The sequence below is a fragment of the Rhizobiaceae bacterium genome (assembly GCA_023953835.1).
Classification (GTDB): domain Bacteria; phylum Pseudomonadota; class Alphaproteobacteria; order Rhizobiales; family Rhizobiaceae; genus Mesorhizobium_G.
Genome location: JAMLJB010000001.1, coordinates 811,112 through 834,926 on the forward strand (window position 1 = coordinate 811,112; position 23,815 = coordinate 834,926).

The following is a 23,815-nucleotide window of genomic DNA, read 5'->3' on the forward strand; positions in this document are numbered from 1 at the left end:
GACTGCTGACATCGGCTTGATCGATGGATGGCTTTCGCTCGATACCGTCTCCATCAATGAGACTTATTGGTCGAAGCGCATATCCTGGCCGATAAAGCCTTCCCAGAGCTTCATCAATTCTCCGTCCCACGCACTTTCTCTTGACCCGCCCTTCTGCAGCGCCATCTCGTAATATGCATGATTGACGCTCTGCATCAGCAAAGGAATATTCAGTTCACGCGCGACTTCCAGGATTGCCTCAGAGTCCTTGATGGCGGACTCGATACTCATCATTTTTCCCTTTCCCGTTTCCAGGTAGTGCGGCATGTTATTGTTGAGTGCGCCACTGTAGGCGCTGGTATTTCTGAATATCTCCTCCAGCTTTCTCAGATCGATGCCGGATTTCCTAGCGACAGCCATCACCTCGCAAGCAATTGCGAAATAGGCGTGGGTCAGCGCTGCATTCAAGACTTTGATCAAGACGCCCGATCCGATCGGCCCCATTTCGAAAAGAGGATCGGCGAATGTGGACAGCACAGGCCGCGCCTTTTCGATGTCTTCCGGCTTTCCTCCGATCATGACGGTGAGCTGCCCTTTTGCGACAACCTCGAAGGATTTGAGCTGCGATAGTCCGGGATGAAATTTGGTTCGGGACAGGAGTGCCGCATCGATCGCTCCAACGCCAAGCTTCTCGGCCTCATCAGCGACACGGCGCACGATGTGTGGCGGAACGGTGCTGGTTTCGACAAGAACCTGTCCTTTGCGGGCGCCTTTAAGCAGCCCTGTGTCCCCGAAATAGACTGCTTCGCAAGCCTTGATAGTAGGCAGCGAGGTCAGGATGACGTCGCATCGTTCCGCAACCTCTTTCGGACTTCCAGCACTTGTTGCGCCGGCATCGACGAGCTCCTTTATGGGTTCCGGACGCACATCGAACACTGTCAGCGGATAGCCTCCACCTAGTATTCTCAGCGCCATCGGCTTGCCCATCATGCCAAGTCCGATCAATCCCACCTTCACCTGTTCACTCACATTTTCCTCCTCTCAAGCACGGTCGTTCCAGACCCTTCACCGCCGGTGGTATCGCCGCAAAAGCGCTTCGAAGCGAGCCGACGAAGTATGCGAACGTTTGTCCGCATGCATGCGTCGGCGGTATTTGTTGCAGGACCAAGGTTCAGTACAAGCGGCCCATCGACCTGTGTTCACTCACTTCACATCCTGAAATTTTGCGTTCCGCATAAAGGAACATCGGTCCATATTTGGCTTTACAGGAGCGCCCTGCGCCTGTCAATATAACAGCGAAGCCGGCACAAGCGTCGCCTGCAACTCTCACCTTCGGACAATCGATTGACCGGGAGGTCAATCGATTGTCCGATGCAATTGGCACGGAGGAACAATGCCAACATCCGCACAGACACTTGGTCGGTTTGCCGCAAACTTGAATTACTCGGATATACCGCCAGAGGTTGTCGAAAATGCCAAGGCTTGCATCATTGACACGATCGGGGTCAGCACGTTTGGAGCCCAGTTTCCATGGAGCATCAAGATCGCAGACTATGCGCGCCGGCACAGTGCCGGAGGCAAATGCTCGATCATAGGATCGCCCGGCAATTTGGTGCAGGCACCTTTCGCGGCTCTTGCAAACGGCGTCCTTGCTCATGCCTTTGAGCAGGATGGATCGTGCGAGCCCAATGTCGGCGTTCATCCCGGAGGTTCGCTGGTTCCCGCATTGCTGGCGGCTTGCGAGGAAACTGGCGCCGATGGAAAAAACGCGATTGCCGCTTTGGTCGCGGGTTTGGAGGTTCTCCTCCGCGTCGGCGCAGCGTCGCACTATTGTGAAACGGCGCCGGAAAGCTTCGGCTTTCACGTCCCCGGGTTGAACGGGCCGTTTGGTGCGGCCGCTACTGTTGGCCGCGTATTTGGACACAACAGCGAACAAATTGCCGGGGGCTTGGGCATTGCAGGTTCACTAGCGTCAGGCATTCTTGCTTTTACCAAGTCAAACCAGGGAGGGATGGTCAAACGCCTTCACATTGGACGCTCAGCTGAATCCGGCTACCTCGCAGCTGAGCTTGCAGGCGACGGATTTACGGGACCGGAAACGGTTCTAGAGGGCAAGTTTGGATTTCTGGAAGCCTATTGCAGGGGCGCTGATCCAAAATTGCTTACCGCAGGACTGGGCGAGGATTGGGCAACTCTTCGCCTGTCAATGAAGCGCTTTCCTTGTGCAATGTTTGCTCACAGCTCGGTAGAGGGAACGCGTGAATTGATGAATGCCCACGGCTTTACCGGATCGGATGTCGAGAAAGTAACCGTGACAGGTGCGGAAAAGCTGGTTAGCCACCACAACATCCTGGAACCGAATGACATCATGCAGGCGCAGTACAGCCTGCCCTTCTGCATCTCGCTTGCGCTGTACCGAGATCCGGATGACCCGAGATCATTCTCCGTCGACGCACTTCACGACCCCGATATTCGCTCTGCCTGCCGCACACTTGTGGAAATCAATGCGCGTTCACAGGAAGGACGTTCGGGATACAGCACTCATCTGAAAGTGCGCCTTAAAGATGGACGTTGCTACGAGCGGGAAAACTCGTCTTTCAAGGGACAGCCGAGCAATCCGCTCACGCGACAAGAGCTTCGAAACAGATTCATGTTGCTGTGCGAAAGCCTCGGCAGATCAGAGTCGGAAAGGATGCTCGAAAGACTCGAAACCCTGGAAGATCAGCCCAGCTTCTCACTCAGTGCCGTTGCCGGCTAAAGAACCTTGCCGCTCATCTGGTCGATGAGCGGCAAGCCTCGTTTCGGTCAGCATTGGGCTGCGACTATCTCAGATGTATCGCCCACCGACGCACAAGATGCGATCGCCAGTGACGTAAGACGATTGGTCCGACGCAAGAAACAAGGCGACGTTGGCGATTTCGTCGTTGGTCGCAACGCGCCGAAGAGGCGTAACAGCGAGTTCCGCATCTGTGCTCGGCTCTCCACCGAGGTGCTTGTACCATTCGGGGTTCCGGCGCACGTTTGCGGTATAGCCAGGGTTCAACAGGTTTGCCCGAATTCCATAGGGTCCGAGGTCAAGCGCAAGCGATTTGATCAACCCATATTGCGCATGCTTGGACGACACGACAAGCGCTCCGAGCGGTTGGGGACGCATCGCTGCCATGCCGCCCAGGGCGATGATGCTGCCGCCTGTCTTTCGCTCGATCATCCCCGGCGCGATAGCGCGCGCAAGATGGAAGAGCGAATGGCAGTTTACGGCAAATACTTCCAGCCACTCCTCATAGGTGAAATCGAATATGGGCTTGTGAGGCCGCATGCCGATAACGTTGACGAGCACATCGATCTTGCCAAAACGTTCAAGCCCTGCCTTGACGGTCTTGTCCACGTCTGCCGCGTTGGTCATATCGCCCAGTAGCGGCAAAGCCTTCACGCCAAGTTTCTCGCATTGTGCCGCCACGTCATTGAGTTCTTCGCTCAGCGACCGCGAGACGAGGATCAGGTCGGCGCCCTCTTTCGCAAATTTGAGCGCGATTGCCTTGCCATTGTTCCGCCCGGCACCGGAAATAAAAGCCGTCTTGCCTTCCAATTGCATTTGCTTGCCCTTGTGTTGCTTGGTCGTTCATCGAACGAAGGTTCATTCTCTCCCTTGAACCACCTCCGGCACATAGCCGCTTTGCGAGCGTCCGGTTTGTAGCTGAAACGTGTTGTTCCGTATATAAGAACGATGGTCCAATTTAAAGAGACTACTGTCAGGCTTGGGAAACTGTCAATCGATGTTGTGCCAATCGTGTCGATTGACCCGCACGGAAGACGGCAATGCGGCACGGCAGGAAATCAACCGGCTATGACTATTGACAGTGCAGGTCCATGCTACGTAGAAAATGGACCGCTGTTCCGTTATACAGAACAAAGGCGCATTTCGCTGAGTAATTGCCGGCGGGGTTCGTGATCCAGGGAGAGGAAGTTATGCGTGAAACGCGACACTTGACGGCATTTGCACATTCATTGCGGTTCGATGATTTGCCATCCGAGATTATTGATTACGCAAAGGTGTTCGTTCTGGACAACTTTGCGAGTGGGTTTGTGGGTGCCAATCAGCCTTGGGCGACAATTGTCGGTGAATTGGCGCGGGAGGCAGGGAGTTCAGAGCAATGCACGGTATTCGGCAGGTCATGGCGCGCGAACCCGTCACACGCTGCTCTGGTCAACGGTGTGATGATCGGAGCTTTCGAGGCCGAGCACGCCGCTCCAATAGGAGGTCATCCAAGCGGCAATGTTTTCCCCCCGCTTCTCGCAATCGCCGAGCGTGATCGGAAGGATGGCAAGAGCTTTCTAACGTCCTTCGTCCTCGGATACGAAGTTGTATGCCGTATTGCCCAGGCAGCTACCCGGGCCGTGGAGGACGAGCGCGGCTATCACACGCCGGCCACCAACGGCCAGTTCGGTGCGGCAATTGCTGTTGGTAAGCTCCTCGATTTCGACGAATTGATACTCGCCAATGCGATGGGAATAGCGGGATCGCACTGCGCCGGACTTCTCGAATTCGTGGTTGAAGGCGCAATGACCAAACGGCTTCACTTGGGTCGGGCCGGCCAGATGGGCTTGGAAAGCGCTTTGCTTGCGTCGCGAGGGTTTACTGGCCCGACGACGATTCTTGAGGGCGACCACGGCTATCTGCGGGTATTTTCCACGGTCTACAATCCCGGTCAAATCATCGAAGGGATCGGGCAAGACTGGCTCATGCAGAAGCAGATATTCATCAAGCCCTACACATGTCATGGAACTCAGCAAGCCGTAGTGCAGGCATTGCTTGGCTTCCTCGACGAGAACCCGATCGATCCAAAAAATATAGAAGAGATACGGGTGTCCGGCAGCCGCTCGATGATACACCTGCACGATAATCAGGAACCGACATCGATCATGGGCGCCCAGTACAGCATGCCCTTTATCGTCGCTGTAGCCCTCGTTGGCGACATAACCAATCCACATACCCTCAACGAGAAAACGCTATGGGATCCGGCTGTACGCGAAATGGCGAAGAAGGTGGCCACCGTCATAGATGGACGATTCGCCGCGACTTACTCGTCTGAAGGGCCTCATGCCGAGATTGTCATCGTCGAAAATGGCAAACGCCATGTTGTAAACGCAACGGGCTTCAAGGGGATGCCCGAAACGCCATATGGCTTTGCCGATGTAGCCGATAAGATCTTGCGCTATGGAACTGATGTTGTCGGTCGAAGCCGTGTCGAAGAAATCATCGATAAGGTGCAGGATCTGGAGCGCCTGACCGACATGGCTGATCTGGCTTCACTCATTCGTGCATGAATCAAGTTTCTGGATCGGAAAGCTCGGGATTGAACAGATCGCCGGTTCGTCTCTAAGATCGATGGCCGCTGATCTCGGAGCCCGCGTCGCGTGGAAGCTTGGCGAAGAGTGGCGCTGCCAGCACAGATATGAGCGCGATTGTTGCGAAAGTGAAAAGAAAATCGCTGGATTCGAGACGGCTGTGGTCGTTCCAATTCAGGGAGAGTTGCAGCAATCCTGCTGAGGCGGCGACGCCCACAGCTCGCGCAATTTGCGGCGTGAGTTGCCCGATCGCTGTCGCAGAACTCATTTGAGATTCTTCAACATCTGCATAGGCGAGCGTGTTGAGAGCGGTAATCTGAAGCGCCTGAAACACCCCGCTGATGAACAAGACGACAATGATGACGATCGTTGGCGTCGTCACTGAAAAGAAGCCGCACATCAGAATCGTAACAGCCGCCAGAGCGCCATTCCAAACCAGCAGCCTGCGGAATCCGAGCCTTCTGATAATCATCGGTCCCGCGATCCTGATCAACACCGAGCCCACTGCACTGGCGAATACAAGCAGCCCGGATGCAAGGGCATCCATTCCGAATACCACCTGAAACAGCAGAGGAAGCAGGAACGGCAGCGCGCCCCAACCAACTCGAAACAAAGAGCCGGCGGTCACTGTAGATGCAAAGGTTGGCACCTTCATTAGCGAGAGATCCAGCAGGGGATGAGGTGTTCTTCTCGCATGCAGGATCGCAAGGATTCCTGAGGCGAGCCCACAGGTCAACAGTCCTAGCGGAGCCCAGATGGCGTCGCTTCTTCGGCCGAGCAATTCGATGGAATAGATGATTAGCGCAAGCGAAATTGCCGTGAGGGCGAACCCCAGCCAGTCGAACGGGCGCCGTTTCACGTCGCCAAAGTCATCAATATAAATCGTCGCCAATACGATGCCGAGAATCCCCACGGGAATGTTCATGAAGAAGACCCAATGCCAAGACGCATAGGTGGTTATCGCACCCCCGAGAACCGGACCTGCGATCGATCCGATCTGCGAAGGCACCGTTAGAAATGCGGTTGCGCGGACAAGCTCCGATTTCTTAACGCTCCGAAGAAGGACCAGTCGTCCGACAGGAACCACCATGGCGCTCGCAAAGCCCTGCATGACCCGCGCGGCGGTCAGTTCGAGGACTGTACTGCTAAGTCCGCAAAGGGCTGAACTCAACGTAAAGACCGCAATGGCAATTTGGAAAACGAGTCGCGCTCCAAACCGGTCTGCGAGCCAGCCGCTAACCGGAATCGCGATCGCCAGGCTCAGCAGATAGGCTGTGATCGCAATGCTGAGTTCAACCGGCGCAACCCCCATTGATGTTGCCATCTGGGGAAGAGCCGTCGTCACGATGGACGTGTCGAGATTCTGCATGAAGTAGGCGCAACCGATCACCATCGCGACGACGTACGATCTGGGTATCATCGTCCCCCCTGCAATGCTGCGTCCTCTATTGCGCCCTATCCACGCCCAGCGCGAAATGATGCGTCAGAATTTGAGATCGAGGTTCGCATGTTGAAAGGCAGGACCTTCCATATGCGAACTACATTGGATGGCAGGCAGCACAAGTCCTCTTGAAGCGTTGACGATGTGCTGGCCACAGTGATAGTTTATAGGAACATCGTTCCGCATAAAGGAATTAATACAGTTGCTGCGCTGGTCGCGTCAATAGTTGGAGCCGGCTTTAGCGCTTCGGCTTTCGTGTTACGGTGGGCAGGGAGGAAGGCGAATGATTAGTGAATCGGCCAGGGTAACAACTGCTGAGGAAGCGGCCTATCGTATTGATGCTCCGAATTCACTGCCGCGCGCGATCAAGGTTATCGCTTTGGACAAGCGTAGCGGCAACACAGTGAATCAGCTCGCGCGAAGCGGGTGGAAGAATACCTTGTTCTTCGTTGACGTAGCAGTTGCCTGGGATCCCAAGACGCCTCGCGGCACTCCGATTGAAGCAAGTCTTGTTGCTCTCGATGGCGGGCGTCGCGATATCGGCGAGGAGGTCGCAACCGCTAATCTGATCGTGATCGTCGTTTCGGCCGGAAACCATTCGGACGCGGTCCCGCTTATTGCTGAGGCATGTCAGCGCAACAGAGTCATGATTACCGGTTTGCTGCTTGGAGCCGGCAATATCAGTGATGCGCAGATGATGGCAAGCCTCAAGACACTGCGCCCGTACGCCCCCATGCTCGTCGTATCGAGTGAGGACGATTACATCGCGGCAATGCTGACGGCGCTTCGCGCCTGACTTTGACTACAGACGAAGGGGAGATCCAAGATATGGACGTATCACATGACACCACGCCCGTTCGTGCAGACATGCTGATCGGCGGGAGGCGAGTCAATTCTTCGCGCCGAATTGAGGTGTTCAACCCTGCGAAGCCAAGTGAGCTTGTCGGAACCATAGCTCGGGGCACGCCAGAGCACGTTGTAGATGCCATCACGGCAGCCAAAAAGGCTCAGAATTCTTGGTCTGGCATGACTTTTTCCCAAAGGGCCGCCATCCTGGGCCGCGCAATCGCATCTGCCGATGAAGGAATCGAGGAGCGCGCAAAGCTATTCGTTCGTGAGAACGGTAAAACCCTCGCTGAAGCGACCGGAGAATTGCGCAGCGTAGCGGTGCGCCAGCGCCTGACGCTTGAGCTTGCAGAAGAGCTGGATAGCGCGCGCGAACTTGCGGCACCCAATGGTCGCACCTTCATCGGCTACATCCCGTTTGGCGTCGTTGTATCGATTGTGCCTTGGAACGGTCCCGTTGGTCTGGCCTCCATGCAGGTGATTCCTGCATTGTTGGCCGGAAATTCCGTGGTGGTAAAACCTCCGGAAAGTTGCCCACTTGCGCTCACAAAGACGATGGAATTGATCGCGCAAGAACTTCCGCCGGGATTGCTCAATATTGTGACCGGTCTTCCATCGGAGATTGGCGACACCCTTACGCAACACCCGGATGTGGGTAAGATTGGCTTCACCGGGAGCATCCCTTCAGCGCGCAAGATAATTGTAAATGCCGCTCAGACCATCAAAGCTATAACAGCGGAGCTGGGTGGGAACGATGCCGCGATCGTACTGGATGATGCGGACATCAGCGACGACACCATGAGGCGGATGACAACGATCGTCTACAGGATGGCTGGCCAGGTATGTATGGCGATCAAGCGCATCTACGTTCCGGAGGATATGCACGATCATTTTGTCGACGCATTCAAGAAAGCTGCAGGCCGGGTTATCGTAGGAAATGGCCTAAATCCATCAGTGGTGATGGGTCCTCTACATACACGACACGCGCTTGAAAGGGCCAAAGGTCTGGTTGAGGATTCGCGCAACAGGGGGGGCGCGGTCCACGAACTCGGTGTCGTCGACGACGAAAGTTCGTTTGCAGAAGGCCACTTCATGCGCCCGACTGTCGTTACGGGTCTGGATGATAGCGCCCCGCTTGTCGCAGAAGAGCAATTCAGCCCGATCGTTCCGGTCATCCCCTATAAGGACGTTGAAGAAGCACTTTCGCGGGCAAACTCCACCATCTTCGGTCTAGGTGGCTCTATCTGGAGCCGCGACATCGACAAGGCTGCCCGCCTCGCCAGACGAATTGAGGCCGGAACTGTCTTCGTGAATACCCATGGCACTCAAAGCGTCAATCGCAGAGCTCCCTATGGCGGCATAAAACAGAGCGGGATGGGCCGGAGGTCCGGCATCGAGGGAATCAGGGAGTATATGCAGATCCAGACCCTGACGACCTACGAACACGAATGAACCCATGTAGTTCACGACGCAACCTGATTGCGCTACGGACATGCCGATCAGTTCTAGATGATAAACCTGGATCGGAACTTTCGGCGGATTGGCGTATCAACATTGCCCAAAAAGCTGGCTGAAAGTTTGACAACGAGTACACGCAACGGTAGTATTCTGAAAATGGACCTTTGTTCTTCTATACGGAACACGGTTGGAGGACGCGGTTAGCCGGAACATTGTTTCGACGCCGCGATAAAGAGGTCGCAACTGCGCCTCAACAAGACAGGGTGGAGGCCATGCTTGGAAAAAGCGTGGAAGCGAATGATGTTATTCGCTTCAATTCGATCGCCATTGCCCTCCCGTCAGAAGAAATCCCGATATCTGGAGGACGAGGCCAATGAGCTCTTCCAAAACATCGTCGGTGCAATCACAGACCTATATCGATGGTCCGTCGACTTCCAGAATTCAGGAAGGATCGAATAGGAATGCTGACGCCTCACGAACTCCGGTCTCTCGGATTACGAAGGATTTTATCGCGGGACTGCTGTTCATCCTGATCGGTGTTGGGGCCACGCTCATAGCCTCGCGCTATCAGATCGGAACGATGGCGCGAACCGGACCGGGATATTTTCCAGTATCGCTGGGCATATTGTTGACCGCTTTCGGAGCAGTTCTCGCAATCCGCGCCTATCTCGATCCGCCTTCTTCCGAACCTCTTCCCGATTTCGCACTAAGACCGCTCCTGATGGTCTTGCTCGGCGTGGTTACGTTTGGCCTTCTGATCCGATCGTGGGGTCTGGTTGCCGCAATTGTCGGACTGATCGTGGTCAGCCGGTTTGCAAAACGTGAAGGGTCGGTGTTCGAAACTCTGCTCATGATTGTGGTTCTTACAATCATCCCGCTGGCCATTTTTGTCTATGGCCTTGGTATTCCCTTCAAGGTCTGGCCTTTCTGATGGAAGTTCTCAACAATCTTGCTCTGGGATTCTCAGTCGCGTTTGGCGCGATGAATCTCATATATTGCTTCGTCGGGGTCTTGCTCGGTACGTTCATTGGCGTACTGCCCGGCGTTGGTCCCCTTGTGACGATCGCGGTACTGCTGCCATTGACTTATGGGCTGCCCGCTGATGGCTCGCTGATCATGCTGGCGGGCATCTACTATGGTGCCGCCTATGGTGGTTCGACCACTGCAATACTCGTCAATCTTCCCGGTGAATCCTCATCAGTCGTCACTTGCATTGACGGCTACCAGATGGCGAGACAAGGCCGTGCCGGAGCTGCACTTGCTGTCGCTGCGCTCGCTTCTTTCGCGGCCGGCACATTTGGAACCGTGCTTATCGCGCTGGTCGGGCCGCCGCTCACTGAAGTCGCATTGAAGTTCGGCTCTGCGGAATATTTCTCACTCATGCTCATGGGCTTGGTCCTGGCTGCCGCCCTTGTTCACGGTTCGGTGCTCAAGGCGTTGGGGATGATCTTTATCGGAGTGCTGATCGGTCTCATCGGCACCGACGTGAATTCGGGCGCCTTGCGCTTCACGTTCGGCCTCCCCGGACTCATGGATGGATTGGATTTCGTTATCGTTGCGATGGGGGTGTTCGCATTCGTAGAGATCATAACCAGCCTTGAAAGCGAGGAGCATCGCGATGTTCTCGCAGGCAAGATCAAAAACCTCATGCCCTCACTCGACGACTTGCGTCGCTCCGTGATGCCGGTTGTGCGCGGTACAGCGATAGGAACGTTTTTTGGAATATTGCCAGGTGCCGGCGCAACCATATCATCCTTTACTTCGTACATGGTTGAAAAGCGGGTAAGTCGGGATCCTTCCCGTTTTGGGAAAGGCGCGGTTGAGGGCGTCGCCGGTCCGGAAGCCGCCAACAATGCGTCCGCGCAGACATCGTTCATTCCGCTGCTTACGCTTGGTATTCCGGGCGGCGCTACAATGGCCCTGATGCTGGGCGCTTTGATGATTCAGGGTATTACCCCCGGCCCGGAAATGATGGTGAAGCAACCCGATCTGTTCTGGGGGCTGATTGCATCCATGTGGATTGGCAATCTGATGCTCGTGGTTCTCAACCTGCCGTTGATTGGAATTTGGGTGTCTATGCTCAAGGTTCCCTACCGGTGGCTTTATCCGGGCATACTGGTCCTTTCCTGTATCGGCATTTATACGCTCGCCAATCGACAACTCGACGTGTTTCTCGCAGCCCTTTTCGGTCTCTTCGGTTACATTTTGGTCAAGCTTGATTGCGGGCTGGCTCCGCTCATTCTCGGCGTCGTTCTTGGTCCCATGGTGGAAGAGAATTTTCGCCGCGCCATGGTGATTTCACGCGGAAATCTTGCTGTGTTCGTGGAGCGTCCGATCTCGGCAGTGTTTCTGGTATTTACCGCGATCATCATTGCAACAATGCTGATCCCTGCGGTCCGGAAACAGAAAGAGCGCGCCGCCGCGGAAGCTGAATAACGGCTCCCGAGCGCGATGTCGCAGAGCCAATGTCGTTCACCCGTTTTTGGACGATCAGCAGATCTCCTACCGATTGCAAGGAAACCAATTGATGCGTGTTGGAATGATCGGGCTTGGCGCCATGGGATTGCAGATGGCGCGGCATATGAAGAACAAAGGAGCTGCAGTCCTCGGCTATGACGTTTTCCCTGAAGCGTCCGCAAAGGCGTTGCAGGATGGAATCGAATGTCGCGCTTCCATTGCGGAACTTGGCCGAGATGTCGATGTGGCCATCGTCATGGTCCAGAACGATGCTCAAGTGGAGGCTGTAGGCTCGGAGCTGATCTCAGTCATGCCTTCAGGGTCCGTGATCTGCATTGCAAGTTCGACAGCGCCGGATACTTGCAGGCAACTGGCCGCGCGGGCGCTCGAAAGGGGGATCGGCATATTGGATACCCCAGTGGTCCATGGGCAGGAAGGAGCGAACAATGGCACGCTCACAGTGCTGGCAGGTGGTGAGGAAAAATGGCTCGCCCGTGCTAGGCCCGCCTTGGAGGCATTCAGCAAGCATATCATATTGGTCGGCGGTGTGGGCCACGGGCAAATCGCGAAGTCCGTAAACAACATGCTCCTGTGGGCCTGCATTTGCGCGAATTATGAAGCGCTCACCCTCGCACGCCAACTCGGTGCCGACGTGCCGCGCCTGATTGAGGCGATGGGCTATTCGAGCGGAGCTAACGCGCCTCTCGCGCGATGGGGCAGAGCTACCGGCAAATGGGCGGAAAAAGACATGGACGTGGCGTTAGATCTCGCACAGCAAGCGAGGCTTTCACTGCCTCTTCACGGCCTGGTCGACCAGTTGATCAAGACGATCGACCAGCCAAAGATGAAAAGCCTGCTTGAACCTCTCGACCTATGAGATCGGTCCATCAAATCGATAAGACCGGTGATCGTCTGCGTGACGGCAAATCGGATCACTTCTTCGGATCATTACCGACCTTGTGACGCAGTTCACCGATGCCCTCGACGAAGCACTCGATCTGGTCGCCGAGTTGCAGGAGAATTCGATCGTCTCGTTCACGCGGCTGAACCGCGGTAAGAATCACATCGCCGACCTCCAGTTTCATCACCTTGGAGACTTCGAAAACGGTCCGCGCAATCGATAGCGGGCTCGTCAAACTTCCTTCACGCTTCGTCTGGCCGTTGACGCTAACTCTTATTCCGACTTCAGTCGGGCGCGCGATTTCATCCCGGGTGACGACGATCGGTCCAATCGGTAGAAAGGTATTGTACATATCGACCGCATCTCCACCATCAGCCGAGCAAATGTCGTTCGCAGCCATATATGCGAAGACTTTTTCCAGGCCCTGTTCCTCGGCAATGTTGGATCCCCCCTTACCCATGATTATGGCCAGCTTTGTCTCACATGCTATGCGGTGAACTCCCTCAGGAAGAACGATATCTCTATACGGGCTATTGATGGTGTTGTTGGCTTTGATCCTCAGTCTTGGCCTGGCAGCGGTGTCCACACCGCTTTCCACTACGACGACCTTGCTTGGTCGAATAGGAGCGTGCAGCTTGCAGTCGGCAAGGCGCATGAACAATGGCTCTCCGGCTGGCCCCTTTGCTTCCGGGTTCTTTTCAAGCAATTCGGTAAGATAGCGAAACGATATCTCCATCGCTTCGCTGGCCGGCTTGCCCAATTCGACCATGCTGACAATGTCGCCGGCAATTCGAAGCGCGGCTATCTCCCTGCCTTGGCCATCCCTCAGTTCCTGCGTGAGGTAGCGAGCATAGCCTACTCTCAGGTCGGCGATCGTGTTTTCCGAAAGAAGCACGCCTGTACGTGGAAATCGCCGGTCAATCGCCTCATTCTTCAAATGGTGGAAACGCACCAATTTCATCACTGTCTCCCTTGGAATTTTGTCAATATGGGGAATTCGACGCGGCAAGGTGGGGCAAGCTGAGACCTCCCTTGTTGCCCGCAAGGAATGCTATTGCCGGGCATCCTCCATGATCATCGCGCTGCCCTTTTCACCGATCATGATGGTTGTCGCGTTTGTATTTGCTGCAACCTGCCGAGGCATGATCGAAGCGTCCACGACGCGCAAACGCCCAACTCCCCGGACACGCAGCCGCGGATCAACGACTGCCAATTCGTCAACTCCCATCTTGCAGCTTCCCGTCGCGTGATGACCCGAAATCGCGCGCTTGCGGAAATTTTCAACGAGTTCATCATCGCTGTTGCAGTCCGGCCCAGGCGAGAGCTCTTTGACGATGAACGGCCGCATGGCGGGCATCGACATGATCTGCCGGTTGATGCGCTGACCGATGAGCGCAGACTGATGATCCCGCTCCGACAGAAAGAAGTTAAAGCGTATTTCAGGGGGAACTTCGGCAGATGCACTCTTGATGCGCACGCTGCCCCGGCTTTCCGGATGCATGAGATGCACTGCGACGCCGAAACTGGAGAGCGGGCTGAGGCCCATGCGCTCCTTGGACCGTCCGCTGTGTGACCGGTTCCAGTTGCGTAGTTGGAGCTTTACGTCAGGCTCATGATGCGAGGGATCGGTACAGATGAGGCCCGCCGCAGCGACAGGCGTCGATGTCAGCAGACCCCTGCGGAAGAGCGCATATTCTGCAATCGACAGCGCGAGCCGAAATGGATTGTTGACGATATCATTGATTGTGACCGGCTTGGCGCATTGGTAGGTCATGCCTACACCGATGTGATCCTGCAGGTTTTCACCGACGCCGGGTGAATGGCTGACAAGCGGTACGTTGCACTGAGCCAGCAATTCGCCCGGCCCGACACCTGAAACCTGTAGAAGCTGGGGGGAGTTGAAGACGCCACCGCACAACACGACTTCGCGACGGGCAAGTATTGTCTTCGTTATGCCGTCGCGAACGAATTCAATCCCCTTGGCCTCGCCGTTTTCAAACAGAATTCGGGTCGCCGTCGTGCGCGTGAGGACATTTAGATTGCTGCGTCGTCTCGCCGGGTGAAGATATGCGGACGAAGTGCTGACGCGACGACCTTTGGCGATGGTGACCTGATTGTAGCCGAAACCGTTCTGGTTGCGGCCGTTGAATCCGCCATTCTTGCGATATCCAGCTTCATCGGCAGCCTGAATGAAGGCGTCCGAAAGCGGGTCGCGCCTCAAGTTTGTAACCTTCAGTGGGCCATCCGAGCCATAGAGCGGATCTTGCTTCGCTTTCTCGTTGTCCTCAGCCTTCCTGAAATGCGGTATGACGTCGTCCGGTCCCCAGCCAATGTTGCCTAGCTGCGCCCAATATTCAAAATCCTCAGTGAGACCTCGCTGATATACGTTCCCATTGATGGATCCGCAGCCTCCCAGAACCTTTCCGCGCGGTTGGAAACTCCGTCCGTCGTGCAGCCCAGGCTCAGGTTCACTTTGGAAGAGCCAGTTGTACTCTGGGCTGTCGTAGAGCTTGCTATAGCCTACCGGAAGACGAATCCAGAAGTTGTCGTCTTCTCCGCCCGCCTCCAGCAACGCGACGCTGCTGAGGCCCGATTCACTGAGCCTTGCAGCTACAACACATCCGGCTGAGCCGGCACCCACCACCACATAATCAAACTGCTCGGCTTGCGCCATCGAATGCTCCGCTAACTGTGCTGCCGCTTTGTTGGAGCGCGACATTGACAATGTAACGCCAGTCTGTAAAGTATTTTTTGGACCGTCGTTCCATATAAAGGAACAAACTGGGAGGATTGATCTGGTGACGCGTGTGCGCGTCGCCATGTGGCGGTCTGTTGCTGTTAGCCAGCGTTTTTACATTGCAGAGATCATGACAATTCATGGCCGAATCCGGCCGCTAGGGAGGAAGATCATGCACAACAGTACACGTCGGCAGTTTCTGAGCCTAACCGCATCAACCGCGCTCTTGCCACTTCTGGGGAAGAGCGCAATGGCGGCGGGATTTCCCGATCATCCCGTGACCATTGTGACGGGTTCCAGTCCCGGCGGTGGCGGTGACCTGATTTCAAGACTGATGGCGAAGGTGCTGTCCGAAGCCTGGGGGCAACCGGTGGTCGTCGAAAATCAACCAGGTGCAGCGCAATCCATAGCCGCGGGCTATGTGGCTAAATCGGCCCCCGATGGCTACACCCTGCTTCTTGTGCCCAGCACGATACTTAGCGCCGCTTTGCGGACCGATCTAACGTTCGACATTGAAAAAGATCTAGCTCCGCTGGCATTGCTGACAACCAGCGCAGGCGTGCTGATCGTCAACGCGAATTCCCCAATCAAGAATATCAAGGATTTGATCGAGCAAGCAAAAGCGCGACCCGGCGAAATCACCTATGGCACCGCTGGTGTCGGCAGCCCGGGCCACTTCGCCGGCGAATTGCTCAACAAGATGGCGGGCATACAGCTTCAGCATGTCCCCTTCAAAAGTGGGGTGGATTCCATTGTGGCCGTGGCGAATGGCGAAATCGACATCGGAACGCCGGGGGTCGGAGGAACGGAGGCTATGATCGAAGCTGGCAAAATCAGGCCAATTGCCGTCACGACCAAGACGCGGCTTTCGGCGTTGCCCGATGTTCCAACGGTTGACGAATCCGGCCTGCCAGGTTTCGACTACGGTTCCTGGCATGGAATGTTCGCGCCAAGCGGAGTGACAAAAGAGCTTCGCGATCAATTGCATCAGACGATCATCAAAGTTTCCGACAATCCTGAAATAAAAAAGGCGCTCGCTGACCAGGGCTATGAACCTTCGCCATACTATACGCCCGAGCAGTTTGCGACGAAGCTGCATGAGGACCTGCAGCAAACTGTCGAGCTTGCCAAGGAAATTGGCCTTCAACCCTGACCGATCAGCCAACCGGTCGATACAGATTGTCCGTCTGCCTGCTCGCAGGCGGACAGCCTACTGAAAAACCAGCATGAATGAGACGAGGCAATTATCTATGCGATTGAAAGACAGAGTGGCAATGGTTTCTGGGGCGAGCCGGAATATTGGAAGGACGATTGCTCACACGCTGGCCCGGGAAGGCGCGCATGTGGTTCTCGTCGCCAACAAATCCGGTGAAGAGCTAAAGCGGGTTGCAGCCGAATGCGAAGAATTCGGCGTGCGCGCCCTGCCCGTATTCGGAGATGTAAGTAAGTCCGCTGACGTGAATCGCATGGTGGCCGAGGGACTCAGTCACTTCGGAAAGATCGACATACTGGCAAGCGTTGCCGGCATTCGGCCGAACAGGCCCTTCTGGGAAGTTTCCGACGAGGAGTGGCACCAGGTCATGGCCGTAAACATGTACGCAACTTTCTATCTGGCCAGGGCCCTTGCACCGTCCATGATGGAACGCAGAACTGGTAACATCGTCGCCTTGGGCGGGATGTCCAGCCTAACGGCCGGGACCAACCGCGCCGCAGTCGGAGCATCCAAAACCGGCCTGCGGGGTCTCGTGCGTTCCCTGGCTCTTGAACTCGGCCCCTACGGCATCCGTGCGAACATGGTTGCGCCGGGCCTCATTGATACGGAGCGCCTGAACCCTGAATGGTATCCGGCCGAAGGCGCCGACCTCGGCAAACCTGGTCGTGGAGGTGAAAGTACGCCTCTTGGGCGCAAGGGCACGCCTCAAGATATCGCCGACGCGGTCCTCTATCTCACTTCCGACGAGTCCGCCTACATCACGGGCGACTGTCTGATCGTGGCTGGCGGTGCGTACATGTAAGATGCGCCCGCTTTCGCGGTCACCGATAATGGTTGACAGCTTGGATCGGCACCACTACCGTATTTTTGGACCGTCGTTCTTCTATATGGAACGTGCTGCGGTCTATATAAGCTTTCATGAGTTGGCTTCCCAGAGATGGCGGGCCAGCGGTGTCATGTGTAGCAAATGGGAGGATTAGCCATGACTAGAAGGAATAGGCTTTGGTCACTAGCCGTCGCCGCCATGGTGACTGCATTCGTCAGCAATCAAGCATTCGCAGAGGGGTATCCTGAAAAGCCCGTAACGATTATTTCCGGATCGACGCCTGGCGGTGGTGGCGACTTCACGACACGTCTCGTCGCCAAGGAACTTTCGAAGATATGGGGCCAGCCCGTAGTGGTTGAGAACCAACCGGGCGCATCTCAGTCCATAGCGGCCGGCAACGTCGCCACGGCAGCGCCAGACGGCTACACTTTGCTGTTTGTCACGAGCTCGATCCTCGCAATAAAGATGCGCGACGACGTGCCGTTTGACCTTGAAAAGGACCTTTCTGCCATCAAGCTTGTGGCCACCAGCCCTGTCCTGCTTGCTGTAAAAGCAGACCTGCCGGCCAAGGACGTCAAGGAGTTGGTGGCGCTTGCCAAATCAGATCCCGGCAAACTGAGCTATGGATCGTCAGGCGTCGGATCCGCCGGTCACCTCGCAGGTGAAGTCTTCAAGTCCATGGCTGGTGTCGATATCAATCACGTGCCGTACAAGGGTGGGGCGGAAGCCGTCGTCGCCCTTGCGAGTGGCGAGGTGGATATTTCTTATCCGGGGATCGCAGGAACTCAGGCGCTTGTCGATTCGGGAAAGATCAGGGTCTTGGCAGTCAGCAGCAAAGACCGTCTTTCGTCGATGCCTGACGTTGTCACGATCGACGAAGCCGGGGTGCCTGGATATGACTACAAGGCATGGTACGGCATGTTTGCTCCGTCCGGGATACCGGAGGACGTGAAGAAAAAGCTCGTCGATTCAATGCAGGAGGTGGTCAAGAGCGAGGAGGTCCAGAAGGCCCTCAAAGACCAAGGTCTCGAACCGCAACCGGCAAGCACGGCAGAGGATTTCACCAATACCGTCCATACGGACCTGATCCAATATGTCGACATCGCAAAGAAGATCGGCCTGACCGCCAACTGACCAAGAGCCGGCACTCAGTGCAAATTGCGGCGGCCGCCATTGGCGGCCGCTTATGCTTCTTTGGGACCTGACGAAAGTCACTTCGCGGCGCGAAGAAACATTCCTCAGAAAAACTGGTCAAAGTGCATTTGCTCCGCTGGAACCTTACGCTCCACCAGCATCTTCTGAACCGCTTCCGCCATGGCTGGAGGTCCGGCGAAATAAATCTCGCAATCTGGCAAGCGCTGACCGACGAGATTTGCCGCGACCACGTGGACGAACCCGCGATAGCCATTCCAGCCCTCGGCTTCTGATGTCGATACGGCAGGATGATAGTGGATTGACGAGCCAAAGCCAGGTAGTTCTTCCAGCATGTCGCTTCCGCAGATGTCGCGAGCGGTACGGCCGCCAAAAAAGAAGTCGAGACGACGGCCTCCAAGAGCTTGCGCCGCTGCCCGCGCGATAGAGATCATCGGCGACAATCCCGACCCTCCCGCGAGGCAGATTATATCGCGGTGAGAATCTTCCTGCAGATAGGCCATACCGTACGGACCATCCAACACAATCCGATCCTTGAGTTCGATAGCTTCAAATAGTCTGTTCGTCGCCTGGCCTCCGGGGACACGGCGGATCAGAAATTGCCACTCTCCATCGCAACCGGTATTGGACATGGAATAAGCGCGGCTGCCCTGAACACCCGGAATTTCCAGCAATGCATATTGGCCGGGGAGGAAAGTGGATGATCCGTCGAGCGGCCGAAACCGGAACTGACGAATATCGTGGGTTATGTCGCAAGTACCAACGAGTTCAACAGCATGCCGGGCCGGCGGAATCTTGCTCTTATATCGAGGCATGAGCCGCACCTTGATGGTGCAGTCGTTCAGAGGCCTCGCCTGGCATCCGAGCCGGCGTCCCCGGTCGCGATCCCGCTCGGTGAGGCCCGGAGGATCAGCGCGAAGGTGTTCAATTTCGCCCTCGACCAGTTCGAAGCGGCAGTTGCCGCACGACCCCACATTGCATTCATAAGGAAATCCGAGGCCAGCTCGTAGTGCGGAACGCATCAATGTATCATCATCCGCGCAGGTCCACTTTGTATCAGTGCCCTGCAATGCAATTACCGGCATCAAATTCCCTTCCGCTTCGCCTTTGGAAGCCTTCAGCGTCGGCCGTAACCAAGACGAAACGAGATCGCTTCGGCGGCATCCATAAGCGGCTGAGAGTAGCTTTCCAGAATTTCCTTCGAGAGTCTTTGCGATGGCCCGGCGATACCCACCGAACCGATGACCGCACCATCAGGACCATGCACCGGCGCGGCGATCGCGCGAATTCCGGGCTCGCTCTCCTCGTCCTCGATCGCGTAGCCGCGCTCGCGCACCTCAGAGAGAATTCGGCGCAGTTGCTTGGGGTCAGTTACAGTTTTGGGGGTACGCCGTACCAAAGGTCCCGCCAGCAGTTTCTCGATTGTTTCTTCCGGTGCAAACGCGAAGATGCCTCTCCCTACGGCGGTGCAATGCGCCGGGCGTCTCACGCCGATGTCAGATTTCATCGAGAGGGCTTGTGGACTCTGTAAGTTGTAGACGTACATGATCTCCATATCGGACGGGATACCGAGCAAAAGCGTCTCACCGGTCAGTTTGCGCAGATCAAACAGATAAGGTCGCGCTTCCGTCGAAAGATCCATGCGGCGACGAACCAACGTACCCAATCCGAAAAGAGCCACACCAAGGCGATAGCGCTCCGTTTCCGGGTTCTGCTCGAGCAGACCTTCGGCAACCAACGTCGTTGCCAACCTGTGCACGGTACTCTTGGCTATCTTGAGTTTCTGGGCCAGAGCACTCACCCCGATCTCCGCCTCATCCTCGGAGAACGCCTTCAAAACCCTAATCGCCGTTGTTACCGAAGATAAGCGGTTTCGGTCGGCCTTGGCCGGCTTTTCGATAATTTCCTTCGTCGCAATTTTTTTCTTGTTCATTCCGATCATGATGTACTTTGCCCGCATGCGTGGAGATAACGCATCGTCCATAGCATAGCTGTTGCGACAGCGCACGCGGGCTGGGTACGTGAAGGAATACCCGAGAAAATGGCGGCTTTTCAGACCGGAGTTCAAGGATATTCCGAACCGGCAATCGACACGACCGCGGTTCTTCCGCCGTCGATCGGCAGTTTCCTCCGAAGGCAAAAACAATCGTGTCTTCGACCCCGCAGGAACACGTTCAGCAACGTTTTCCATTGGTTCCACTTTTCACCGTCGGAATCGAACTCACACAGTCGTTGGAGCCTTGCCCGGGATCACGGAAAGCGCCTCTTCCGCCAAATCGATGTAGGCCTTGTCGACAGGAAGAACCATGGATGCGGAGCGCACCCTGTGGTGAATTGGATCAACCCCGGGCGGCGTAGTTGCCTTGTCACGCAAGGCCCGCGCAGCCTTCATCAGCCGGTGCCGGGCCATAATGATTCCATTGTCGGTGGATACCAGATTTTCTTTGGTCCGATCGACGATCGGGCCCATGCTTTCCTGGAGCGACGCGTCCTGCATGGCTATGCCTTCAACTCCGGAATAGCTGACGCCCAGACGCTGCGCCTCGCGATCCATGAGATAGTCGTTATCCTTGTTGGCTCGAGGGCGATAATTTGAACCCGTCTCGTAGGCGACGTGGATGCCTTTGCCATCTTTCATCGCCTGCCGCTCTTCCGGTGTCAGGGCCCGGACAGGATGGTAGTCAAAGCTCCACGCCCAGCAATTGTGGTCGTCAATGGGTATCCAGAAGTGCCCGTGAACCGGATGATCGCCGCGCGGTGGCACCATCGTGAAGGAAGGCATTACCCACGGCGTCACACGCCAATAATAATGGCCTTCCTCAGCATTGCGCCGGGCACCAATGAACAACCCGCCGGGCATTTCCGAAACTTCAAAGAAAGGCTTCTGATCGTTCAGATTGTATTTGTTTCCTTGAGCGCCCCTAAAGAGAGGGTCGCTGTTGAGATTTCCGCTGTGCAGCCATGATACGTGACTGGAATCGATGCCGCCTTCCATCGCTTGAAGCCAATTGCACTCTTGCCAACGCTTCGAGGTAAACGTCTGCTCGGATGGCACTGAGGCGAATTCCCATTCGGGATAAGACGGCTGCTTTTCCGCGGGGCCCATATAGGTCCACAGCAGATCGCCGATCTTGATAAGCGGATACGATTTCAGCTTTATTCGGTCGCAGTAACCGCTTTCCTTCGGTTCAGAAGGGACCTCCACGCACTGGCCTGTACGATCATATTTCCAGCCGTGATAGGGGCAGCGCAACCCGCCCTTTTCATTGCGCCCAAACCACAGCGATACACCGCGATGGGCGCAGAACTCGTCGATCAACCCATAGTGCCCCTCGCTGTCGCGAAAGGCCAAGAGCCGTTCGCCAAGTAATTTCACGCGCACAGGCGGGCAGTCATTGTTCGGCAATTCCTCAGCGAGCAATGCCGGAATCCAATAGCATCGGAACAAATCACCCAGAGGGGTTCCGGGTCCAGTCTGGGTTAGCAGATCGTTTTGTTCTTTCCTCAGCACTTCAGCTTCTCCCTAGCATTCGCCTGCCCGACATCCCGATGCATTTCGTCACTCGGGATATCCTTCCCAACTGGGTTGACGACTCGTCGAAATTACCTATCATTCTGGTGTGTTCTTCTATACAGAACAACGTTCTTATAAATTACAAATTTGTAGGGGTCTCGTCAAGTATGGCGGACCCACGCGGACGAGGAATGGCAATGAATAGTGCGCGTCGTACGATTCGGTTGTGTAAGCTGAACGATGTCGATTTCGGTTGTGCGATCAGGGTGGAGACAGAGGAGCTGGTCCTGGCCGTCTTCAACATCGGCGGCGTGATCTATGTGACTGACGACCAATGCACCCATGGTCCGGGCTCGCTTTCCGAGGGCTACATCGACGGCCACACCGTGGAGTGTGACTTCCACAATGGAGCATTTGACATCCGCACCGGTGAGGTGGCCGCACCCCCCTGTATGATACCGGTCAGGACCTACAAGGTTGTCGTGGAAGGGGACGATATCTTGATCGAAGTTTGAACGTTCAAGGGTCTGCTTTCTCGCCCTGCAACGGAAGTTGAAACTCAGCCCGCTCGGGCGGGTGGGAAAAGTTGACTTTCTCAAATTGCCCTACCCCCTCCATTGTGTGGCCTGATAGCCTTCTGGTCGGGTGGCTCATCGCAACATGTCGACAGATTCAGGATCGGCGAGCGCCGAAGGAGATTGGCACATGCATCAGGACTCTGCCGACGGTGGCCCGGGCGTTCATTGGCACGAACCAGCCGGCACAAAAAAGGCCGGATTTGGAGAATTCCGAAAACAGCCAACCCCCTACGACCAATTCATGGAAGAAGAAGGCATCCCTGTCTTTCGGGATCTGGGGGTTTCCAGTGTGAAAAATCTCCCGCTAAAGCCCTGGAAACGGAAAGGCGGCAACGGCACCTTCATTCAGCTCTATGGAACCGAGACGAAATGGGGTTGTCATCTTGTGGAGGTTCCCGCCGCTGGGGCACTCCATGCAGAAAAACACATGTATGAGGAGATCTACGTTGTTGTTGAAGGGCGCGGCTCTACCGAGGTTTGGCTAGAAGGAGAAGGGCGAAAACACACCTTCGAATGGCAACAGGGTTCGGTGTTTTCCATTCCCATCAATAGCTGGCATCGCATAGTAAACGCGACGAACAGTCCGGCCCTTCTGCTGGGCGGCACAACAGCTCCGAACGTGCTGAACCAATTGCAGAGTGTCGATGCGGTCTATGACAATCCCTACGTGTTTCGAGACCGTTTTTCAGGAGACGACGACTTCTACAAGTATAGGGAGGAGATCGAGCCGGATCCTGTTCGCGGACTCGCCATGCGGCGGACCAATTTCATGCCCGATGCCGTGAATTGCGAACTCCCTTTGGACAATCGGCGTTCGCCGGGCTATCGCCGCGTCGAGCCGTTTATGACAAACAATGCCTTCTACTACTGGATTGGACAGCACGAAAACGGCCGATATTCCAAAGGCCATGCACATACCTCGGCGGCCGTCCTCATTTGCCTGAAGGGTCAGGGTTACACTTACACCTGGCCGGAAAGATATGGAGTGACGCCGTGGAAGGATGGTCACGCTGACAAGATACGTCGGCTGGATTACGGTCCGTTCGGGATGGTGACAGCTGCGCCTGGCGGGGCGCGATGGTACCATCAACATTTCAGTGTTTCGAAAGAACCCTTCCGGCTTATGGCGTGGTTCGGTCCGCACAATCCTGGTCGCGACCCAGGCGCACCGGGCGAAAAACACACTGACTACACCGCGATCGATGTGAACGAGGGCGGCACGGCGATTCCATATTGGATGGAAGATCCTCATATTCGAGAAGAGTACGAGGCCCTGCTCAACAAGAACGGCGTCGAAGTGCGCATGAAGCCTGAATGGTATGTAAAGCCGGACGACACGACGAAAAAGATGTCAACTGTCGTGTAAG

The 23,815-nt window shown here is 55.7% G+C and carries 20 protein-coding genes; 12 read left to right on the top strand and 8 right to left on the bottom strand.

Going from position 1 to position 23,815, the window contains the following annotated elements:
• Positions 1-63: 63 nt before the first annotated feature.
• A complete protein-coding gene (locus M9924_03810; protein MCO5063523.1) occupies positions 64-1,008 on the bottom strand; it encodes an NAD(P)-dependent oxidoreductase in 945 nt (314 codons plus the stop codon).
• 364 nt (positions 1,009-1,372) lie between these two features.
• On the opposite strand from M9924_03810, the gene M9924_03815 reads away from it, so the two are divergent.
• Positions 1,373-2,737 (top strand): MmgE/PrpD family protein, encoded by a 1,365-nt coding sequence (locus M9924_03815; GenBank protein MCO5063524.1) that lies wholly within the window; start codon positions 1,373-1,375, stop codon positions 2,735-2,737.
• A gap of 69 nt (positions 2,738-2,806) precedes the next feature.
• Here M9924_03815 and M9924_03820 read toward each other — a convergent pair whose 3' ends face one another.
• Positions 2,807-3,565, bottom strand: coding sequence for an SDR family oxidoreductase (locus tag M9924_03820; GenBank protein ID MCO5063525.1), 759 nt, complete (start codon positions 3,563-3,565; stop codon positions 2,807-2,809).
• Positions 3,566-3,945: 380 nt separating this feature from the next.
• Here M9924_03820 and M9924_03825 point away from each other — a divergent pair, with 380 nt between their 5' ends.
• Entirely contained in the window at positions 3,946-5,304 is a 1,359-nt protein-coding gene (locus tag M9924_03825) for an MmgE/PrpD family protein (GenBank protein ID MCO5063526.1), read from the top strand.
• Positions 5,305-5,356: 52 nt separating this feature from the next.
• Here M9924_03825 and M9924_03830 read toward each other — a convergent pair whose 3' ends face one another.
• Positions 5,357-6,745, bottom strand: coding sequence for an MFS transporter (locus M9924_03830; GenBank protein MCO5063527.1), 1,389 nt, complete (start codon positions 6,743-6,745; stop codon positions 5,357-5,359).
• Positions 6,746-7,049: 304 nt separating this feature from the next.
• Between M9924_03830 and M9924_03835 the strand changes: the two genes are divergently transcribed.
• From M9924_03835 to M9924_03855, 5 genes are all read left to right on the top strand, one after another.
• On the top strand, positions 7,050-7,562 hold the full coding sequence (locus M9924_03835) for a hypothetical protein (GenBank protein ID MCO5063528.1): 513 nt from the start codon (positions 7,050-7,052) through the stop codon (positions 7,560-7,562).
• A gap of 32 nt (positions 7,563-7,594) precedes the next feature.
• Positions 7,595-9,064, top strand: coding sequence for an aldehyde dehydrogenase family protein (locus M9924_03840; GenBank protein ID MCO5063529.1), 1,470 nt, complete (start codon positions 7,595-7,597; stop codon positions 9,062-9,064).
• Between the two features lie 379 nt (positions 9,065-9,443).
• The gene (locus M9924_03845; GenBank protein MCO5063530.1) at positions 9,444-10,001 is read left to right on the top strand and encodes a tripartite tricarboxylate transporter TctB family protein; all 558 of its coding nucleotides are present in this window, start codon (positions 9,444-9,446) and stop codon (positions 9,999-10,001) included.
• A complete protein-coding gene (locus tag M9924_03850) occupies positions 10,001-11,506 on the top strand; it encodes a tripartite tricarboxylate transporter permease (GenBank protein ID MCO5063531.1) in 1,506 nt (501 codons plus the stop codon). The genes M9924_03845 and M9924_03850 overlap by 1 nt, the downstream gene beginning before the upstream one ends.
• A gap of 46 nt (positions 11,507-11,552) precedes the next feature.
• Positions 11,553-12,404 (top strand): NAD(P)-dependent oxidoreductase, encoded by an 852-nt coding sequence (locus M9924_03855; protein MCO5063532.1) that lies wholly within the window; start codon positions 11,553-11,555, stop codon positions 12,402-12,404.
• A 55-nt stretch (positions 12,405-12,459) separates the two neighbouring features.
• Here M9924_03855 and M9924_03860 read toward each other — a convergent pair whose 3' ends face one another.
• On the bottom strand, positions 12,460-13,389 hold the full coding sequence (locus M9924_03860) for a fumarylacetoacetate hydrolase family protein (protein ID MCO5063533.1): 930 nt from the start codon (positions 13,387-13,389) through the stop codon (positions 12,460-12,462).
• A gap of 90 nt (positions 13,390-13,479) precedes the next feature.
• Complete coding sequence (locus tag M9924_03865) at positions 13,480-15,102, bottom strand: GMC family oxidoreductase N-terminal domain-containing protein (protein ID MCO5063534.1); 1,623 nt, start codon at positions 15,100-15,102, stop codon at positions 13,480-13,482.
• A 235-nt stretch (positions 15,103-15,337) separates the two neighbouring features.
• Between M9924_03865 and M9924_03870 the strand changes: the two genes are divergently transcribed.
• The 3 genes from M9924_03870 to M9924_03880 all read left to right on the top strand — a co-directional run bounded on the left by M9924_03870 (position 15,338) and on the right by M9924_03880 (position 18,338).
• Positions 15,338-16,318, top strand: a complete 981-nt coding sequence (locus tag M9924_03870; protein MCO5063535.1) for a tripartite tricarboxylate transporter substrate binding protein — start codon at positions 15,338-15,340, stop codon at positions 16,316-16,318.
• A 73-nt stretch (positions 16,319-16,391) separates the two neighbouring features.
• On the top strand, positions 16,392-17,180 hold the full coding sequence (locus M9924_03875; protein ID MCO5063536.1) for an SDR family oxidoreductase: 789 nt from the start codon (positions 16,392-16,394) through the stop codon (positions 17,178-17,180).
• A gap of 222 nt (positions 17,181-17,402) precedes the next feature.
• A complete protein-coding gene (locus M9924_03880) occupies positions 17,403-18,338 on the top strand; it encodes a tripartite tricarboxylate transporter substrate binding protein (protein MCO5063537.1) in 936 nt (311 codons plus the stop codon).
• A gap of 104 nt (positions 18,339-18,442) precedes the next feature.
• On the opposite strand, the gene M9924_03885 is transcribed toward M9924_03880, so the two are convergent.
• Genes M9924_03885 through M9924_03895 form a run of 3 tightly spaced genes read right to left on the bottom strand, consistent with a single transcriptional unit; the run spans position 18,443 to position 21,777 of the window.
• Positions 18,443-19,441, bottom strand: a complete 999-nt coding sequence (locus M9924_03885; GenBank protein ID MCO5063538.1) for a 2Fe-2S iron-sulfur cluster-binding protein — start codon at positions 19,439-19,441, stop codon at positions 18,443-18,445.
• A gap of 32 nt (positions 19,442-19,473) precedes the next feature.
• Positions 19,474-20,547, bottom strand: a complete 1,074-nt coding sequence (locus tag M9924_03890) for an IclR family transcriptional regulator (GenBank protein MCO5063539.1) — start codon at positions 20,545-20,547, stop codon at positions 19,474-19,476.
• A gap of 30 nt (positions 20,548-20,577) precedes the next feature.
• Positions 20,578-21,777, bottom strand: a complete 1,200-nt coding sequence (locus tag M9924_03895; GenBank protein MCO5063540.1) for an aromatic ring-hydroxylating dioxygenase subunit alpha — start codon at positions 21,775-21,777, stop codon at positions 20,578-20,580.
• Positions 21,778-22,067: 290 nt separating this feature from the next.
• Here M9924_03895 and M9924_03900 point away from each other — a divergent pair, with 290 nt between their 5' ends.
• Positions 22,068-22,385, top strand: coding sequence for a non-heme iron oxygenase ferredoxin subunit (locus tag M9924_03900; GenBank protein MCO5063541.1), 318 nt, complete (start codon positions 22,068-22,070; stop codon positions 22,383-22,385).
• Between the two features lie 190 nt (positions 22,386-22,575).
• Complete coding sequence (locus tag M9924_03905; GenBank protein MCO5063542.1) at positions 22,576-23,814, top strand: cupin domain-containing protein; 1,239 nt, start codon at positions 22,576-22,578, stop codon at positions 23,812-23,814.
• Position 23,815 lies beyond the last annotated feature (1 nt).

What these genes read in the sequence shown, in the direction of transcription:
- M9924_03845 (MCO5063530.1), top strand. Translation starts at nt 9,444, where the DNA reads ATGAGCTCTTCCAAAACATCGTCGGTGCAATCACAGACCTATATCGAT.
- M9924_03815 (MCO5063524.1), top strand. Translation starts at nt 1,373, where the DNA reads ATGCCAACATCCGCACAGACACTTGGTCGGTTTGCCGCAAACTTGAAT.
- M9924_03885 (MCO5063538.1), bottom strand. Translation starts at nt 19,441, where the DNA reads ATGCCGGTAATTGCATTGCAGGGCACTGATACAAAGTGGACCTGCGCG.
- M9924_03860 (MCO5063533.1), bottom strand. Translation starts at nt 13,389, where the DNA reads ATGAAATTGGTGCGTTTCCACCATTTGAAGAATGAGGCGATTGACCGG.
- M9924_03875 (MCO5063536.1), top strand. Translation starts at nt 16,392, where the DNA reads ATGAATGAGACGAGGCAATTATCTATGCGATTGAAAGACAGAGTGGCA.
- M9924_03840 (MCO5063529.1), top strand. Translation starts at nt 7,595, where the DNA reads ATGGACGTATCACATGACACCACGCCCGTTCGTGCAGACATGCTGATC.
- M9924_03835 (MCO5063528.1), top strand. Translation starts at nt 7,050, where the DNA reads ATGATTAGTGAATCGGCCAGGGTAACAACTGCTGAGGAAGCGGCCTAT.
- M9924_03880 (MCO5063537.1), top strand. Translation starts at nt 17,403, where the DNA reads ATGGTGACTGCATTCGTCAGCAATCAAGCATTCGCAGAGGGGTATCCT.
- M9924_03825 (MCO5063526.1), top strand. Translation starts at nt 3,946, where the DNA reads ATGCGTGAAACGCGACACTTGACGGCATTTGCACATTCATTGCGGTTC.
- M9924_03865 (MCO5063534.1), bottom strand. Translation starts at nt 15,102, where the DNA reads ATGGCGCAAGCCGAGCAGTTTGATTATGTGGTGGTGGGTGCCGGCTCA.
- M9924_03905 (MCO5063542.1), top strand. Translation starts at nt 22,576, where the DNA reads ATGCATCAGGACTCTGCCGACGGTGGCCCGGGCGTTCATTGGCACGAA.
- M9924_03900 (MCO5063541.1), top strand. Translation starts at nt 22,068, where the DNA reads ATGAATAGTGCGCGTCGTACGATTCGGTTGTGTAAGCTGAACGATGTC.
- M9924_03830 (MCO5063527.1), bottom strand. Translation starts at nt 6,745, where the DNA reads ATGATACCCAGATCGTACGTCGTCGCGATGGTGATCGGTTGCGCCTAC.
- M9924_03850 (MCO5063531.1), top strand. Translation starts at nt 10,001, where the DNA reads ATGGAAGTTCTCAACAATCTTGCTCTGGGATTCTCAGTCGCGTTTGGC.
- M9924_03870 (MCO5063535.1), top strand. Translation starts at nt 15,338, where the DNA reads ATGCACAACAGTACACGTCGGCAGTTTCTGAGCCTAACCGCATCAACC.
- M9924_03890 (MCO5063539.1), bottom strand. Translation starts at nt 20,547, where the DNA reads ATGGAAAACGTTGCTGAACGTGTTCCTGCGGGGTCGAAGACACGATTG.